This is a genomic window from Sphingobacterium sp. ML3W, assembly GCF_029542085.1.
Classification (GTDB): domain Bacteria; phylum Bacteroidota; class Bacteroidia; order Sphingobacteriales; family Sphingobacteriaceae; genus Sphingobacterium.
The window spans coordinates 3658892-3677323 of record NZ_CP107036.1; the positions used below are offsets into that span (position 1 = coordinate 3658892).

The following is an 18432-nucleotide window of genomic DNA, read 5'->3' on the forward strand; positions in this document are numbered from 1 at the left end:
CACTTTATTTACCCCTAATCTTGTTATTTATATAAGGGATTCTGTGGTATATTATTGTTAGTCACTTCGGTGGTCGGAATAAGCCAGGTCTGATTGTATGGTCCGACCGGAACGTTCAGCGAGGCACCACGTTGTTTCTGAATACGGTCAAATGTATTAGTTCGCTTCATTATCGTCCAAGACTGTCCCTCCTCATGCAATTCCCAATCAAACTCTCTCCAAACTGCCTGTTGGAATTGTTCCTTGGATAATCCACTCAAATCAGGTACCTGTGTGGGATCATTTTTATCTATACGTGCTCTTTTACGAATAGTATTAATATAGCTATAGGCATTTGCGGGACCATTGATTGCATTTTCGGATTCAGCAGCGATCAGATACATCTCGGCCAATCGGATAATGGGAACAGAATACGGAATACTTGCCTGTGAGGGCAAATCTCCTCGATTGATAGAGGCGGTATCTACAAATTTCTGAAAAAACGGGCGGTCCAGAACCTTTTTATCAGGCTTGACATAGTTGCTAATGACCCCCCAGGAAAAACGACGATCACCTTTTGAAAAACTCGCCATAAAATTGTTTGATGGAACAAGGGTCGGATTATAGCCAGGAGAAGTATTGGATGAGCCGTTCAAGAAATTGGAACCACGACCTGGTTCATATAACTTCTCCCAAATGGATTCACTGGTATACTTCGTATTGTGAAATACCTGTGCATAGTCATCCATCAATTTGTATTTTCCGGAGTTGATCACCGCGGTAGCTTTTTGCAGCGCATCTTTATAATAATGGGTCTGCTTGAGCGGATTGCCGGCCATGGTCAGGTATACGCGAGCCAAAACCGCTGTGGCTACGCTCTTATCCACACGTCCTTGCTGTGCGGCTTTGTCAGGAAGATTCTGCTCAGCGTACAGTAAATCTTTTAACACCTGTTCGTAAACCTGAGCCTGTCCAGTTCGGGGCAATCTTAGACTGTTGTAATCCTGAGGAATCTTCAATGGTAACGGCACATCGCCAAACAATTGTACCAGATTAAAGAAAGCATACCCGCGCAAGAAGCTGGCCTCGGCAATTAATTGCGCCTTTTTACTATCATCCAATGGTGCATTAGGAAGGTATTCCAAAATAAAATTAGCATTCTTAATCACTGCATAGGGTGTATTCCATGCACCACCTGCATTATAATAATCTGCTGTAGGTTGGTTATTATAAATTGGCAAGGCTTGTTCGGCTGATGCAGAAGGTGTTGCATAGAGGTCGGTAATCATCTCATGCGTATACACGACATATAGTGGAAAATCAGCGTAGATACCTGTAACTGCCGATTCATAGCTACTCGGGTTCTTAAAAAATTCATCTGGTGAAATCACCGTCTTCGGCGTCTCTTGTAAGGATTTTTCACAGCTCTGTAGCAGACATGCAGTCAACAGGGCACAAAGGATATATCTCGATTTCATAATTGTTCGTATTTAAAAATTAACTCTTAAACCTGCGGTAATGGACTTAAAAGCGGGATAGTTACCGCGGTCCCAACCATTTACAGAGGCGGAAGCCCAAGATACCTCCGGATCATAACCACTATACTTGGTTATGGTCAAATAATTCTGTGCACTGAGATACACCCGCAGGTTGGACAAATGCCAAGATTGCAACAGGTTCTTGGGAAAAGTATAACCTATGGTCACATCACGCAGGCGCAAATAAGAGCCATTCTCGACCCACAGCGAGTTGGCATAGTCCCGGATTGCACTGCCACTTTTCTCACTTGGACGATCAAACTGCGCTTCTCCTGTACCCGTCCAACGGTTATTGTAGGCCTCATACGTAGGATTCCAACTGCCATTGAGCGAAATATTGTACTTACGGAATTCATTGACAATATCATTACCATAACTTCCGACGATCAAAAAGGAAAAATCAATATTTCTGTAGGTAAAGCGATTGTTAAAACCGAAGGTAAATTTGGGTTCCAAATGACTGATTACCGTCCGATCATCACTCGCTGAAACAAGGCCCTCACCATCCCAGTTTTTAAAACGGTAATCTCCAGCACGCTTATCTGGCTCTCCATTATCCTTTGCCTCCTGATCGGTTTTGTAGGTGCCTTCCACGGTAAAACCATATAACTGCATCATGGATTGACCTACAATGGTCGGAAACCAGTTACCTCCAGCGCCGATTTCCTTGTAGGTAATCGGCTGTCCATATGCGTCGCGTCCGATGTCTAATACTTTGGTACGATTGGCGGATAGATTAAGTGAGGTATTCCAAGTAAATTCCTCCCCAATATTCGGTCGGGCAGAAACCTGAAACTCAAATCCACGATTTTGAACAACACCGATATTTTGTAAGACGGAGTTAAAGCCACTTGATCCTGGTAAGGTCACATTGAGCAACAAGTCTTCTGTGCGTTTGTTATAGTAGTCCGCCACAACCTGAATCCTATTGTCCAAGAATCCCAACTCTAAGCCCAAGTCTGTCTGCTTGGTTGATTCCCATTTGAGGTTTGGATTAGCCATCGAAGACAGGAAAAAGCCTGTTCCGATCTTACTGTCAAATACTATATCCCTTGCACTCACGTTGGCCAGTGTTTGGTAGTTACCTATACCTTGATTTCCGGACTTTCCATAAGATCCGCGGATTTTAAACTGAGAAAGCAGTTCCTGGTCTTTTAAGAATTCTTCCTTATGAACATTCCAAGCCAAGGCAGCAGAAGTGAAAAAGGCGAACTTTTGATTGAGACCAAAACGTGAAGAGCCATCATATCGGCCTGTCAATGTCAGGAAATAACGGTCTGCGAAACCATAATTGATCCGCCCAAGATAGGATATCAGTTTATTGTCTCCATAAGACGTAGAAGGCAAGCCCTTCGTAATAGCCGAACCAATAGCATTGTTTTCATACAAATCACTGACAAAACCAATACCACTACCACTGTTGAGATTATCACCTTTGCTCTTCTGATAAGTAAATCCAGCGACCGCATTTATGTGATGCTGCCCGAAATCTTTTTCGTACTCCAGGACATTTTCACTAATAATCGTAACGGAACTATTATAACTTTTGGAAGCGACGCCAAAAATTGGTTTTCCATTTGCATCTGTCCGTTGTCCCAAACTAATCGTCCCTGGATAGTAAAGATCATTTTTAGTTGTTCCTTGATCTATTCCAATACTGCTCTTTAATTTTAAACCGTCTGTAATATCCACGGCCAAACTTGCATTTCCAATAATCCGGAGATTATTGGAGGTATTGTTCCAATTCTCGGATAATCCCACAGGGTTTGTCTCCCCCCAGGATACCCCCGTAAATTTGGTATAATTCCCATTTTGGTCATAAACCTGCATCGTCGGAGGCAATACCATACTTGACCAAGGAATCCCTCCACCACCATCAGCACTTTCATATTGTGCGCGGTTGTACTTCGAATTTTGTAGAGACATCGATGTCGAAAAGGTCACTCTATCCCAAAGCCTATGCTCGATATTACCCCGAAAGGATAAACGTTGAAATCCAGAATTTCGGATAGTTCCATCTTGATTAAGATAACCAAAAGAGGTGTAGTATTTTGTCGCATCATTACCACCGCTGAGATTAAGGTCATGATTTTGTACCATTGCAGAACGATATACCAAATCCTGCCAATCGGTCCCTTTACCTAGGTTGCGGATCTGTTCATCAGTCCAGGGCAAAGGTTTATTTTCATTTTTGCTGATATTATTATTTTGGGTTACTTCATTTTGCAGATTGGCAAAATCCTGTGCATTGAGCACATCAATACGTTTCCGCAAATTTTGTACACCGAAATAGTTGCTATATCCAATTTGTGTTTTTCCACTTTTCCCCTTTTTTGTGGTAATCATAATAACCCCATTGGCTCCTCTGGAACCATAGATTGCCGTTGAAGAAGCATCTTTCAGTACCGAAATGTTCTCGATATCTTCTGGGTTCAACTGTGCCGATAGACCATCCAAAGGCATACCATCGACTACGTATAGGGGATCATTGCTGGCGGAAAGTGAATTGACACCTCGGATCTGAATTTTCATTGCTTCACCGGGTTGTCCTGAGGCCTGATTGACCCGAACACCAGCGGCTTGCCCCTGTAATGCCTGCGCCACATTGGAAACGGTATTGACCTGTGTAATTTGACTGGATCCTATGCTCGATACTGATCCTGTCAAATCAGACTTTTTGACGGACCCGTAACCTATGACTACAACTTCACCAATGTCCATATTGGAATTTTGTAGCACAACTTGTATCGTATTTTTACCGTTTGTCGACAGCTCCTGCGTCATGTAACCCACAGAAGAGATTTGCAAGATAGCCTGCGCCGCTCCACTCAATTTAAATCGGCCACTAGCATCCGTCTGGGTGCGATTGTTTGTTCCTTTAATCTGCACAGTAACCCCTGCAATCGGTTTACCGTTGTTGTCCTGTACGACTCCAGTGATTTCATGCTGTACATAGGTATAGACGGGAATCGTCTTTTCTGCTTCCCGGATCACAATCATCTTATCGACGAGGGTCCATTGCAAATTTTTCCCCGCGACGATCATATCCATAGCTTGTTGTAAACTCGCCTCTTCGATACGCGCTGTAATCGGAATATTGGCAATCTGCGCACCGCGAAAGAAGAAGTGATACCCCTGTTGCTTCTGAATGGATTTCATCACCTTTTTTAAAGTTTCATGCTGCGCGTTTACGGTAATCTTCTGTGCTTTGACACTTGCGAAGGTCTGTAGGACAGCAGCAATACATAGCATAACCGTTAATTTCATATAGAGTAATAATCGGATCGCCGGACGATACATAGCCCGTCCAGTATATGGTTTTAAAAACATATCTTTGTGTGTTTGATTGGTTATTTAATTCACGTTAATAAGTCCAGTGTTATACACTGGTGCAAGCCCGTCAACAATTTAACTGAGTGATGTGTCCAGCATCGCTCAGTTGTTTTCTTGGCCTATTCGATTGGTTATTGTATTTCCGAAATGACCTCCTTTCTATAGAATTTCCCCTTATTTTATTGTTATTCCCCTTCAATCATTAGGCATGTACGGTCGGCTTTCCGCTCCAAGCGTAATTTGACCCCACTTTTTTGCAATATTTCAACGACTGTTTTTAAGCTCTTATTCCGCTCAATTGTTCCGAAAAAAGCAACACGCGGTTCTTTGCCTATGTATTGTATATCGATATCATACCATTTACCCAATTGCCCAAAAGCTTCCTTTGCATCTTCGCCATCAAAATAGAATAACCCGTCTTTCCAAGCGATGGCCTGATCCACATCAACTTCTTTGATTTGAAAGGCATTGCCATCAAATGAACTTTGTTTCCCTGGTGTCAGTAAGACTGATTTCGAAGGATATCCTGCAGCGGATACTGCCACTTTACCTTCCAATAAAGTTGTCTTCGTGGTCTTGATATTAGGATAAGCCGTTACATTAAACTTAGTCCCCAAAACTTCCAACAACTGCCCCTTGGTTTTTACCAGAAAAGGGATACGGGTAGGTTTAGCTCCACGAACAGCATTGTTTGATGTAAGTTTGGCGACTTCAAAATAAGCTTCCCCTTCAAGTTCAACCACGCGGTTATTTTTCTCAAATCGTAGCGGGTAATGCAACTTAGAACCTGAGTTAACCCAGACTTGAGTGCCATCGGAAAGGATTATTTTATAAAAATTCTTTACAGGAACCTCCAATGTTAGCAAAGTATTATCTGCGATCTTTGTATTAGTCAAATCTGTCGTGGCAAGTCTATCACCATTTACATACTGAATTTCCTCCCCCATTTGAATGCCCTGATCGTCTGATTTTAGTGCGATAACAGTACCATCCGCTAAGGTTAAGCGCGCGCCACTTTTCCCCGGTTTTATATCTTCGGTATTTTTATAGGCCAATGTTTGCCCTTTTTTATCCGACTGTCTCTGTTGTACGATGAAGTAAATGGAGAAACAACAAAGCAAAATCGCTGCAGCCACATACCACCACAAAGCGGAGACTTTCCTAGTTTGCACAGGCTCTTCCATTGCTTGGACTTTCTCCATCACTTTTGTCAGGAGCATCTGATCATCTTGACTTTTTTTCGAAGTATTGTTCAGACGATGCCAAATCGCTAGATCGTGTTCCCATCCGCTATTTTCTGCGAGTTGCTCAAAGAACACACGATGTTGTGGATCCGAATTGAGCCAAGTCTGCAGCTCATGTTGCTCCAAATCCGTAAGCTCGCCCTGAAAGTGATGAAAAATAAGGTATGCAATATCTCTAGGCACAGTCATAATCGTGGTTTTTATAGATAAACCGGAAACTGAACAAAACCTTAGTGAAAATTTTACTTATTTTAAAGATGCTGAAAAAGATAGGGGGCTAGGAACAATGCCAATAACATATCATTCCGTCCAAATCGTTGTCTGAGATGGCTCAATACCTTAGATTTGGCGTAAAACACATTATTAGCGGTGGTGTTTAGTAATGTACAGATTTCCTCCGTACTGTAACCTTCCAAATAACTCAATCTAAAGATTTGTGCTTGTTGTGTTGGCAGTTTATCCAACTCGGCATATAATAATTGAATAAACTCGGCATAAATCATATCGAATTGTATATTTCGATCGTCCTGTTGGTCTATCCCCTCAAGCCCATGGTAGACAAAGGGCGATGATTTTTCCTTTTCAAGATGGTTCAGACAGGCATTCTTCGTGGTTTTAAACAGGAAATATTGAATATGGCCAAGATCAGTCATCCGCGCACGATGCTGCCAAAGTTTGAAGAAACTATCAGCAACAATTTCTTCACATACGGTTTCATCTCGAATAAATTTGTAAGCGAAAAACAATAAGGATGACCTATTTTGCTGAATGCAAAATTCTAGCATCCGCTGGTTTCCAGCCTTAAAGTCTTCAAAATAATTGTAATCCATTTGAGCTAATCAATAAAGCAATTTATCATAGTAAGACGATTGAAATAAGGTATTTTCCTGTTAAAAATGCTATTTTTTTATCTTTTTTAAGATATCCATGTATTTTTTCTTTATCCCATTATCTTCCTCCAACTCACAAAGGAGTTCCACTTCGGAGATTAAAAAATCATTTTGATCGGTTTTTAACTCGATTATTTCGGTTAGAGCATAGGCCGTAGCCCAACGGACAACCGTTCCACTATTACGTGTATTTTTCAATAAACTAGCGACAGTATTATCCAATTGATCTGGGAAAAGCCGAACGATATTACCGATAATTTTGGCACTTTCCCATTTTATTCTCGGTTCACTGCCCCCTAACACTTTTGTCAAGTATTCCAATAGTGTGCTGTTACCGATTGCCGGGTTCTTTTTCGTCGCATATTCAATAGCTTCTAGGCAAGTCGCCCTTTCAACAGCTTTTTGTTGATCTGCATATTCTAATAACAATTGGAGAGAAAGGTCGCCATTGAGTAATCTAGCTCCAAGAATAGCGACCTTACCCTTTAATTTTATCGATTTGTCTTGAAAAATTTCTTCTATTTCCATCTGTAGATAAATTGCTTATTATTTTAAGAGAGCTAAACAAAATTATGCTGAAAATAAAGTTAAAAATAAAAGTCGTTTGCTTTTCACAAACGACTTTCTTCAGGTCTTAATTTTAAATAGATCCTGATTATTCTACCACTTCATTAATCTGAACTTCGGGATTGACATTGGTGTATTTTGGAAAATCCTCTGCAAACTTACTCCCATTCTCTTTCATAGGCCCCTCATAACCTGCTACCGATTCAAAATACAAATGACAGATGGCTAAATATGTTGGTTCACCCTGTGATCCTTTTCCAGAAAGCCCTTTGTCAATCGCGATACCTTTTAAATTTTTTCCAAAAACTTGTTTCACCAAGGCCATATGTTTATCGAGATAATAATTCCAGTCAAATGTTTTTCCTGGCCCATTAGGATAAAAAACAGTCAATTTGATCATCCCTTTTTTCTGAAAAGGTGGATCTGCCTTCACCCCATTTTGGAATCCGAACAGCATAGTGATCATGACAAGAATTAAAATGATTTTTGTTTTCATGTTTGTTTGAAATTAAGTTTATCTTAGTTGTTTTATATTATTTACTATAAATATACTGATCAAGCAGTTAGGTATGGTTATATTTTTTCATTTTACCTATTCTCCCTAATTCCATTTCTAGAATTTGCATAAATCTGAAGCTTTGATAATGATTCCATATTTTTAGTATCTTACTCTCTTATTGACGGTTGAAGACTCAAAATGTCTTTCTAATATAGAATCTGGTATTCAGTCAAATACAGTGATCTAAAGGGGAATAAACCTAAGCTTGAAGAAATTAAATGTATACCAAATAAATTATGAACAAAACACTATTTTTCCTTGCGCTATATCTTAGTCTAGTGACGCTAGGTCACGCACAGGTACAACAAGCTGGGAACAAACCGAATCAAACCCAGAAAGAAATGATCAAACGTGGCTATGGCATGTTTATGCATTTTGGCGTCAACACGTTTACTGATATGGAGTGGTCCGATGGAAGCATTCCGGTAGAAAAATATAACCCAACCCAACTCGATCCGGATCAATGGGTACGTACCGCGAGGGATGCGGGATTCCGCTATGTCCTATTGATTACAAAACATCATGACGGTTTCTGTTTATGGGATAGTAAATACACTGATTATGATGTTGCTGCCTCTCCTGTGAAAACAGATGTGGTCAAGGCGGTATCCGATGCCTGTAAAAAATATGGTCTGGATTTCGCTATCTATTATTCCCTTTGGGATCGCAAAGAACCATCTTACAAACATAAGGATCCCCAAAAATATATTGACTATATGAAAAACCAGTTGACAGAACTCTTTACCAAATATGGTAAAATCAGTGAACTATGGTTGGATGGGGGCTGGGATCGTCATCCTGATAATTGGGGGCTGGACCAACTTTATAAACTGGTCAAATCCTATAATCCACACTGCGCCATCAGCATTAACCATACAATCGTTTATAAAGAAGGTGAGCGAAATGCCGCGTTACCATCAACTATGACCGAGGATAATAAATATTATTTTCAATATTTTCCCTCTGATTTCCGTCTCTGGGATCCTAAGTTGATCACCCGTTATGATAAAAAACAATATCTATATAAAGGTCAATCCTATTACCTTCCCTATGAGCACACCATCTGCCTAAGCAGCCGTTGGAACTGGTTTCAGAAATCGACAGAGTTACCAATCAGATCTCTTGACGAACTGGAAGAACTGTTCTACTGGAGTACCGATAATAACAACTGTCTAGTTGTCAATGTGCCTCCTGATCAGACTGGTCGAATCCGTGAATATGAGGCTAATGCTGTTATTGAATTGGGAAAACGATTGGGACTAAAAAAAGGAAAACCTTTGCCTAAAAATGGTCAGTTTGTTTCGGCAAAAGTACCCGTTAACGCAAGCTCAACCAAACAGGATGCAAAAGTGAACTACACCGCTTCAAATATTACTGATGGAAGTCTAGATAGTCGTTGGGTGGCTGCAGATACATTAGCAACAGTTGACATTCAATTGGATCCTAAGCAAAAATTTAACAAAATCAGCATATTTGAATACCAGGATACCAAAAATCTAGGTGATGGGTTTTCCAATGTCAGAATCAATAGAATTCAGGAATATAAAATACAGGTCTTTAATAAGGGCAACTGGGAGACCATTTATTTGGGAGCGGAGTCCATGGGAGACTGTAAGGTGATCAGGTTACCGAGAGCCTATCAAACAGAAAAGCTACGATTGAATATTATAAAAGCAAGTGGCATACCTTCCATTTATGAGATTAATGTTATTGACAAATAATGGAATAATCAACTAACTTATTGTGATCTTATCCGAATAAGGGAAATCATACTATTTTGTTTGACCTTTTCGCCTCGCCGCCGCTTTCAGCAATATCTCTTTACTTATCGCAGGAACTTCACCATTTCCGTCTGGACCTATATTTAACAATAAATTTCCGCCTTGCGCGTTAATCTCCACCAACTTTTTATTTACTTCCTCAGGACTCTTCCATACACTGTCTGATCGTTTGAATCCCCATGAGTGATTCAATGTATAACAAGCTTCCCAATCATAATCTACTTTCGCACTGAGGTGCTCTTGCTCTGGTGTACCAAAATCACGTTTGAATTGCTCACGTTTGGCCACCCGATTATTTACAATAAGGGATGGCTTTAATTCACGTAAATATTGGTAGAGTTCCTGCCCTACGGCCATATCCCACCAATTAACCCAATCACCATCAAACCAGAGCATATCGGTATCGTACTTGACAATTAGTTCTTTCAACTGATTTTTCATATACTGCATATAAGCAGCCTTCTGATCTGGTTTCATCGCTACTTGTCCCCATTTGTCCCAACCGCTTTTTCCTTCGCTATTACGATATTGTGAATCGTGGTGCCAGTCTATAATACTATAATAAGTACCAAATCGGATTCCCTTTTTCTTACAGGCAGTAGCCAATTCTTGTATGAGATCCCGCCCCTTCATTGGTGTTGAAGCAATATCATAATCTGTATATTTTGAATCCCATAGGCAAAATCCCTCATGATGTTTGGTCGTAAAGACCAGATATTTCATACCAGCATCTTTGGCTAACTGGACGATTTGATCCGCATCAAAATGCGACGGGTTCCAGCTATAGATCAATTTAGCATATTCTTCCTTTGGAATATCAGCCCCTGCCTGAATCCATTCGGCATAACCTTCAATTGACTTTCCCTTATAGTCTCCACCAAGTTGGCTATAAAGTCCAAAATGGATGAACATGCCATACTTGGCTTCTCTAAACCATTGCATGTGTTTGTCAAAATCTGCTTTGGATTCATTTAAATAATTGATTTGAGCTTGTACCTTACTATTAAACAGCAACGCAATAAGAGCGAGTGCAACACCTTTTATTCTTTTCATTATTTCATAATTTATGATTGTTACACGAATTGACAAAGCAAATACAGGGGTACCGGATGAACTTTTTGACCAAAGAAAATACGTTATCAATTCATGAATAATAATCAGCATGAAGCATTCCATACTTTATCTAAATATCGCAAATCTGTTTGGAAAGATTTATATTTACGCAAGAAGTTTTAAAATATTAACACAACAAGAAACCAATAATTATGAGCTTAAAAACCTTAATTACCAAAAGCGTACAGTACAACAACTGGGTAGTCAACAAGTATGTGGATTGGTTAAGTACCAAGCCGGATGAACAACTCAATCAAGAAGTCCCATCGAGCTTTCCAACGATCTTAAAAACATTGCACCATATCTGGCAGACGCAGGAGTACTGGTGGAGTCATATTTCAGAACGTAATGACTTTGATTTCGAAAAAACATTCAGTAATAAAGAGGATATTTTTAATGCCATCAAAGATAGTTCGCAGAAACTCCAAGACTATGTAGAAGGCTTATCGGAGCAGGATCTAGAAAAAAATGTAAAAGTCGAATCGCCTTGGTTCCAGTGTGATTTTTCAAAATATGAATATATTCAGCATTTGATCATCCATGGCACTTATCATCGTGGACAGACCGTCACTATGGGCCGGAATATTGGTATAACAGATGCTCCAATGACGGATTATAATTTTTGGAATATCTATAAAGACCAAAAATAATGGATCAAATAGTGCCAATTGAAAAAATCTCCAGTAAGGTTCGTGTAAGAGAAATCCTAGGGCAGGCTAAACAAAGCTGGGAACAGCAGGGGCAGGATGCTCTCCTTGTAACCATAAATGAAGGTTTATTAAAAAATAAGGTTAGCTTTCCTCTTTTAGAATTCGCGGCAAAGGAAATGGCATTATGGATACCCGAAAATGAACAGCTGCACTTTATGGATATAATGGTCGCAACCAAAGAAATGGGGAGTTACGTATTGGCGGGTATGATGCTACAACTACGCCTGCCCTTACATCTTGAACAGTCGATCCAAAGAGCATGTGCTTATATTCTATCCGGAGACCAATGGTATGTCTGCGATATCATAGGTGAGCGTGTACTTGGTCATGCCCTACTTACCTATCCAGAAAAAACAATCCCTTTGTTGGCGCTATTGGCCAAAAATTCAGATAAATGGATTGTACGCACCATCGGTGTAGCGACACATTATGCGGTAAAGAAAGGCCTCTCACCAAAATTTGCAGAAACAATGTTTAGGCTTTTGCTTATACTATCCAATGCAACAAATCTCCACATCAAAAAGAGAATCGGTTGGGGTGCCAAAACCATCGCTAAATTCCATCCTACAATCATAGCGCATTACCAAAAACAGATTGAATTGCCAGAGACCAGGCAATGGTTCCGAACGAAGGTTAATATTGGTCTCAATCGGAACAAAATAGCAAAGTCAGTATAGATAACACCAAGAAAGTCTCACAAATAGGCAAACCTATGTAAATAGTTCAAAAAGACCGGTACTATTGGATTAGCGAAAAGGTCTTGAAAGGTAAAAACTGCCCGTCTCTTGGGAGTTGAAAGTTTAAAATGAGGCCGTGGACGAAAAAAATGCATTCTTATAAAATTTGTCCGAAAAGTAAAGTCGAACCCCAAGGATTAGAATATTTGAAATGATCCTGTGGAAGGGTAGATACTAAATTATAAAAGAATAGGGCTACTGAGGATTCAGTTAGCCCTATTCTTTTATAACCTGCTGCTATATATGCAGCTAATCTTTCTTCATAGTCCCTTTTTCTCTTAAGTTGATATGCCAGCTGAAAGCTTCCTCCAACAAATGTGGCGTATGCCCTCCCCTTTCGCAGGCACGAGTATAATAATCCAACAATTGCGCTTTGAAATCGGGGTGTACACAATTTTCAATAATAACTTTTGCGCGTTCTCGTGGTGCTAAACCACGTAAATCGGCCAAACCATAGTCTGTAACCAAAATATCAACATCATGTTCCGTATGATCCACATGAGATACCATCGGAACGATATGGGAAATCACATCGCCCTTAGAGGCCGCTTGTGTGACGAAGATACTTAAATAAGCATTTCGCGCAAAATCCCCTGAGCCACCGATACCGTTCATAATATTAGTACCAGAAGTATGCGTCGAATTTACATTTCCATAAATATCAAATTCTATCGCTGTATTGATCGCAATAATACCCAAACGTTTGATCAAGCCCGGTGTATTGGAAATATTTTGAGGACGTAGCACAATCTTGTCGCGGTATTTGTCCAAATGATCAAATACGCGTGAGTAACATTCCTCTGATACGGTAATAGAAGAAGCTGAGGCAAAATCCAGCTTTCCAGCATCAATTAAATCAAATGTGCTATCTTGCAATACCTCAGAAAACATCGTTAAATTATGAAATTTACTATGGATAAAGCCTGTAAGCACCGCATTGGCCACCTTTCCGATCCCTGCCTGCAATGGCATCAAACTCTCAGATAGATGTCCCAATTCAACTTCGTTTTCAAAAAACGCCAATATATGTTTCGCTATTGCTGTTGTTTTGGCATCTGGCTCGGCGATATCTGCCGGACTGTCAAGCTCATTGGTAAATACAATACCCACGATCTTGCTGGGATCCAATGGAATTGTCTTTCGACCAATTTTATTTTCGGGCGCTACAATAGGGATAACATTACGACGTGGGTAGTCTTCTGCCTGGTAGATATCATGTATCCCTTTAATCGTGGTCGGTATAGCGGTATTGACTTCCAAAATAACCTGTTTAGCCAATGCGGCAAAAGTAGCTGAATTACCAACCGAAGTCGTTGGAATAATACTGCCATCTGACTCGATCGCAGCAACCTCCAAAACGGCAATATCGACAGGGGGTAGATTTTTATTATGCAACAGTTCAGCAGTCTCGCTTAAATGCTGATCTATAAAAAGTACATCTCCGGCATTGATCTTATTGCGAAGGGTACGGTCCACCTGAAAGGGCATACGCTTGGATAGGGCCCCAGCTTCTGCCAATTTACCATCGGTACCATGCCCTAAAGAAGCCCCAGTAATCAATGTTATTTTCAAAGGTTCCTCTTTGGCTCTTTCCGCTAAAGCCGGTAATACCACTTTACTATCGCCTGCCTTGGTGAATCCACTTGCTCCGACGACCATACCATCCTGAAATAATTTCGCAGCTTCGGCAGCTGTAATAACTTTATCGTGTAAGCTTTGAATTTTTATTCTTTCGTAAGCCATATCCTTATAATTTTATATTGTATGCTATTCATGTAAACTTAAGAAATTGAAACCTATTTATATCCGCTATTTAAAAAGATATTAGCCCTTCATGACCATTTCTCAAACAAACAATTTTAACGCTTTTTTCAACAGTGAATTTATTACCATTCGACACAAAATTATTCAATAGAGACGAAACAATAATAACACCCTGTTTTTCAAGTAGATAAATAAAAATATATTTCCAGATATTTTTATTAAAACAGAAACGAATACCATATCTATTTAGTTTTCAGCTATTTAAAAATAACGAATCAAAAACCAAGTAAGTAAATACTAACTCGCCAGCGATTTAATTGCAATTTTATTGTAAGCATACACTCACTTTAGTAGATACAAGGTCAGGTCTAGTAAAAAAGTCTTACCTTTGCAGCGTAGTTTTATAGCAAAAAATGAACATAAAAGATACAACGAGCGACGCAAAATATGTCAACCGCTATTATATGACAGAAGTTGATTCATTTGAAGATAGCATCTATTGCCATCATGCCATCATAGCGGAAAATCATATTACCGAGCATTGCCATGATAAGGATCAATTTTTATATACAGAGGGTGGAGTCGTTTTTATAAAAACAGATGAAAAATCATATTTTCTGCCGGCTCGGCATTATCTATGGATTCCTGCAGGTGTGAAGCACAGTATCCATCCAAGTACCCCTGAGGTAGTGATGCGCAATCTTTATTTTCCAAAAACGAATAACGATACCGCATTCTACGGCAAAATGGGTATCTATCCGGTAAACGACCTGCTGATTGAATTAATTATGTTTACCAATCGTTGGAATGGCAATATATTTCCGGTTGAAGAACCTAAATATAGCTTAGCTACAGCATTTAAACTTATTCTCCCTGAACTATCCTTGCACGAACTTCCCTTGGCGCTACCTTATCCAAGCCACCCGAAATTAAAAGATATTGTTACTTATCTGGAAGAGAATATCGAAGAAAATGTAAGCTTCAAAAAACTTGCGAGCCTTTTCAATATCAGTGAACGCACATTGGCTCGACTTTTCCAGAAGGAATTAAATATGTCATTTATCCAATATTATACCATCTTGAGAATGTTAACTGCACTCAAGTTATTATTGGATGAAAAATTAAGTGTCAATGAAGTAGCTTTGAAAGTTGGATATAACAGCTTACCTACATTTAGTAATACATTCAATAAGGTCGTTGGTATTCGCCCGAGCGAATATGTCAAACAAAAAGAATTGCTTATTTAAAAATGTTTCCCTAATTTAGGTCAATAAACCTAATTCAGGATGAAATTCAAACATATTATTTATGGTGCTGGAATTTTATTATTCAGTACTTCCGTATTTGGCAATTCTCAAGACAAAAAACCCAAACCCATTCAATTATTTAATGGGAAAGATTTAAAAAACTGGACCCCTAAAATCCGAAACCACAAGGTTGGAGATAACTATAAAAACACATTCCGTGTTGAAGATGGTTTATTGAAAGTCAGATATGATGGCTATGATAACTTCAATTTTCAATACGGCCATTTATTCTTTAATAAAGAATTCTCAGCTTATTTATTACGTGTAACCTATCGTTTTGTAGGCGAACAAGCACCAGGTGGCGAAGGTTGGGCTTGGCGCAATAGTGGTGCTATGCTACACGGACAAGACCCGAAAACAATGGGTGTAGATCAAGATTTTCCGATATCAATCGAAGGACAACTTTTAGGTGGCAATGGTAAGGACGAACGTACAACGAGCAATCTCTGTACACCGGGAACAAATGTTGTCATCGATAACAAACTATTTACCCCACACTGCATCAGCTCCACATCCAAAACCTATGCTGGAGACCAATGGGTAACAGCGGATTTTCTGGTATTGGGAGATTCACTTGTACAACATATCCTTGAAGACAAAGTGGTGATGCAATACACCAAACCTCAAATCGGTGGTGGCAATGTAACAGCCTTTGATCCTGCTGTAAAAAAAGATGGACAACTATTAAAGAAAGGAAGCATTTCGTTGCAGAGTGAGAGTCATCCCATCGACTTCAAAAAAGTAGAGCTATATGATTTGGAACCTTATATGAAAGATCCCAATAAGTTGAAAAAAGTCATTGCGGAGTTATTGCCCAATTTAAAGCAATAGCTTATCGCTAATAACATAAAATAAAAAAAGCATCAGTATTGATGCTTTTTTTATTACTATTCGCTTGGAAAGAGAAATCCAAAGTATATAACATAAAGAAAAGGGATACAGCGAGCTGTACCCCTCAATATCTATACAGAAAGCTTACGCTAAACCGTTAACGAATTTAGTTAACTTAGATTTGTTGTTAGAAGCTTTTTTCTTGTGGATCACATTTTTCTTTGCCAAACGATCAAGCATAGAAATTACGCGTGGTAACAATGTTTTTGCTTCTTCTGCAGAAGTTGTATGACGTAATTTTTTGATTGCGTTACGCGTTGTTTTTGCTTGGTAACGGTTTCTTAAACGTTTAGTAGCGTTTGCTCTAATTCTTTTGATCGCTGATTTATGATTTGCCATTTTTTTTAGCTAATTTTTATTCAATTTTTTCTTGTAATTCGGACTGCAAAAATAACACCTTATTTTCAATATTCAAAATCTATTTTGTTTTTTAGGTTTAGTATATTTGCGACATGCAAAAATTATCGATGGATGAACTTCAACGTACAGATGTTGAATCGTTTAAAAAACAAGAAAAAACGCCTATCGCAATCGTTTTAGACAATGTTCGCAGTATGCACAATGTCGGCTCGGCCTTCCGTACCGCAGACGGATTTGCTATTGAAAAAATATATTTATGTGGCATTACCGGCACTCCTCCACATCGGGAAATCGAAAAAACTGCTTTAGGTGCTACACAATCCGTGTCTTGGGAATACCATAAAGATACAGCTGACGTCGTAGATCAGCTAAAAGCAGAAGGTTATATCATCATTGCCGTTGAACAAGCGGATGATAGTGTCATGTTACATCAATTTGAGCCAAACTCGGATAAAAAGTATGCATTAATTTTTGGAAATGAGGTCAATGGAGTTGATGAAGAAGTAATGGAAAAAATCGATACTTGTATCGAAATCCCCCAATATGGCACCAAGCATTCACTTAATGTATCTGTCGCAATTGGCATTATCCTTTGGGATTTTATCCAAAAACGCAATCTGAACTAAAAATTTATTAATAAAGGTCATATTCCTATCCACATTGCTTCCATTTTAGAAAGCAAAATAGTAGATTTGTGTGCAAAATTTAAAGAAGAAATGAGTGTATTAGTTAATAAAGATTCAAAAGTAATCGTTCAAGGTTTCACTGGAAACGAAGGTACTTACCATGCGACTCAAATGATTGAGTACGGAACAAATGTAGTTGGTGGTGTGACTCCTGGTAAAGGTGGTCAACAACACTTAGACCGTCCTGTATTCAACACTGTTCAAGATGCAGTAGACGCTACAGGAGCTAATGTTTCTATTATCTTTGTACCTCCAGCATTTGCTGCAGATGCAATCATGGAAGCTGCCGCTGCGGGTATCGAAGTGATTGTATGTATTACTGAGGGTATCCCTACAAAAGACATGATCCAAGTAAAATCATACTTAAGCGACAAGAAATCTCGTTTGATCGGTCCTAACTGCCCTGGTATCATCACTGCAGGTGAAGCTAAAATCGGTATTATGCCAGGATTTATCTTCAAAAAAGGTAACGTAGGTGTAGTTTCTAAATCAGGAACTTTAACTTACGAAGCGGTAGATCAAACTGTAAAAGCTGGATTAGGAATCACGACAGCTATCGGAATCGGTGGTGACCCTATCATCGGTACAACAACTAAAGAAGCTGTTGAATTATTAATGAACGACCCAGAGACTGAAGCGATTATCATGATTGGTGAGATCGGTGGTGGAATGGAAGCTGAAGCTGCACGTTGGATCAAAGAACACGGCACTAAACCTGTTGTTGGGTTTATCGCTGGTCAAACAGCGCCTCCGGGACGTCGTATGGGCCACGCTGGTGCAATCGTTGGTGGTGCTGATGATACTGCTGCTGCAAAAATGAAAATCATGCGTGAGTGTGGTATTCGTGTAGTTGAATCTCCAGCTGAAATCGGAAAAGCAATCGCTGAAGAATTGGCTAAATAATTAGACAATTCAACATATAAAAATAAAGGGGATCAAATTGATCCCCTTTATTTTTATATCTATTTTTCTA

At 39.4% G+C, this 18432-nt stretch carries 16 protein-coding genes; 7 read left to right on the forward strand and 9 right to left on the reverse strand.

Annotated elements, in window-relative coordinates:
- Positions 1-23 precede the first annotated feature (23 nt).
- The 6 genes from OGI71_RS15565 to OGI71_RS15590 all read right to left on the reverse strand — a co-directional run bounded on the left by OGI71_RS15565 (position 24) and on the right by OGI71_RS15590 (position 8047).
- Complete coding sequence (locus OGI71_RS15565; RefSeq protein WP_282250154.1) at positions 24-1457, reverse strand: RagB/SusD family nutrient uptake outer membrane protein; 1434 nt, start codon at positions 1455-1457, stop codon at positions 24-26.
- 12 nt (positions 1458-1469) lie between these two features.
- The gene (locus OGI71_RS15570) at positions 1470-4847 is read right to left on the reverse strand and encodes a TonB-dependent receptor (protein WP_282250156.1); all 3378 of its coding nucleotides are present in this window, start codon (positions 4845-4847) and stop codon (positions 1470-1472) included.
- Positions 4848-5035: 188 nt separating this feature from the next.
- The gene (locus OGI71_RS15575; protein WP_282250157.1) at positions 5036-6283 is read right to left on the reverse strand and encodes a FecR family protein; all 1248 of its coding nucleotides are present in this window, start codon (positions 6281-6283) and stop codon (positions 5036-5038) included.
- Positions 6284-6345: 62 nt separating this feature from the next.
- A complete protein-coding gene (locus tag OGI71_RS15580) occupies positions 6346-6924 on the reverse strand; it encodes a sigma-70 family RNA polymerase sigma factor (protein WP_282250158.1) in 579 nt (192 codons plus the stop codon).
- Positions 6925-6993: 69 nt separating this feature from the next.
- On the reverse strand, positions 6994-7512 hold the full coding sequence (locus OGI71_RS15585) for a hypothetical protein (protein WP_282250159.1): 519 nt from the start codon (positions 7510-7512) through the stop codon (positions 6994-6996).
- Between the two features lie 127 nt (positions 7513-7639).
- Positions 7640-8047, reverse strand: coding sequence for an EthD family reductase (locus OGI71_RS15590; RefSeq protein ID WP_282250160.1), 408 nt, complete (start codon positions 8045-8047; stop codon positions 7640-7642).
- Positions 8048-8346: 299 nt separating this feature from the next.
- Between OGI71_RS15590 and OGI71_RS15595 the strand changes: the two genes are divergently transcribed.
- On the forward strand, positions 8347-9831 hold the full coding sequence (locus OGI71_RS15595; protein WP_282250161.1) for an alpha-L-fucosidase: 1485 nt from the start codon (positions 8347-8349) through the stop codon (positions 9829-9831).
- Between the two features lie 51 nt (positions 9832-9882).
- Here OGI71_RS15595 and OGI71_RS15600 read toward each other — a convergent pair whose 3' ends face one another.
- Entirely contained in the window at positions 9883-10944 is a 1062-nt protein-coding gene (locus OGI71_RS15600) for an alpha-L-fucosidase (protein WP_282250162.1), read from the reverse strand.
- Between the two features lie 212 nt (positions 10945-11156).
- Between OGI71_RS15600 and OGI71_RS15605 the strand changes: the two genes are divergently transcribed.
- On the forward strand, positions 11157-11654 hold the full coding sequence (locus tag OGI71_RS15605; RefSeq protein WP_282250163.1) for a DinB family protein: 498 nt from the start codon (positions 11157-11159) through the stop codon (positions 11652-11654).
- Positions 11654-12391 (forward strand): DNA alkylation repair protein, encoded by a 738-nt coding sequence (locus OGI71_RS15610; protein ID WP_282250164.1) that lies wholly within the window; start codon positions 11654-11656, stop codon positions 12389-12391. The genes OGI71_RS15605 and OGI71_RS15610 overlap by 1 nt, the downstream gene beginning before the upstream one ends.
- A 309-nt stretch (positions 12392-12700) precedes the next feature.
- Here OGI71_RS15610 and OGI71_RS15615 read toward each other — a convergent pair whose 3' ends face one another.
- Positions 12701-14194, reverse strand: a complete 1494-nt coding sequence (locus OGI71_RS15615; protein WP_282250165.1) for a succinate CoA transferase — start codon at positions 14192-14194, stop codon at positions 12701-12703.
- Between the two features lie 434 nt (positions 14195-14628).
- Between OGI71_RS15615 and OGI71_RS15620 the strand changes: the two genes are divergently transcribed.
- Positions 14629-15462, forward strand: a complete 834-nt coding sequence (locus OGI71_RS15620) for an AraC family transcriptional regulator (RefSeq protein ID WP_282250166.1) — start codon at positions 14629-14631, stop codon at positions 15460-15462.
- Between the two features lie 39 nt (positions 15463-15501).
- Positions 15502-16353 (forward strand): DUF1080 domain-containing protein, encoded by an 852-nt coding sequence (locus tag OGI71_RS15625; protein ID WP_282250167.1) that lies wholly within the window; start codon positions 15502-15504, stop codon positions 16351-16353.
- 144 nt (positions 16354-16497) lie between these two features.
- Here OGI71_RS15625 and rpsT read toward each other — a convergent pair whose 3' ends face one another.
- Positions 16498-16752: a 30S ribosomal protein S20 gene (gene rpsT / locus OGI71_RS15630; RefSeq protein ID WP_046671646.1), complete on the reverse strand. Its 255-nt coding sequence runs from the start codon at positions 16750-16752 to the stop codon at positions 16498-16500.
- A 113-nt stretch (positions 16753-16865) separates the two neighbouring features.
- On the opposite strand from rpsT, the gene OGI71_RS15635 reads away from it, so the two are divergent.
- Positions 16866-17399, forward strand: coding sequence for an RNA methyltransferase (locus tag OGI71_RS15635; RefSeq protein ID WP_282250176.1), 534 nt, complete (start codon positions 16866-16868; stop codon positions 17397-17399).
- Positions 17400-17489: 90 nt separating this feature from the next.
- Positions 17490-18362: a succinate--CoA ligase subunit alpha gene (sucD, locus tag OGI71_RS15640; protein ID WP_077438675.1), complete on the forward strand. Its 873-nt coding sequence runs from the start codon at positions 17490-17492 to the stop codon at positions 18360-18362.
- The last annotated feature ends 70 nt before the right edge of the window (positions 18363-18432 follow it).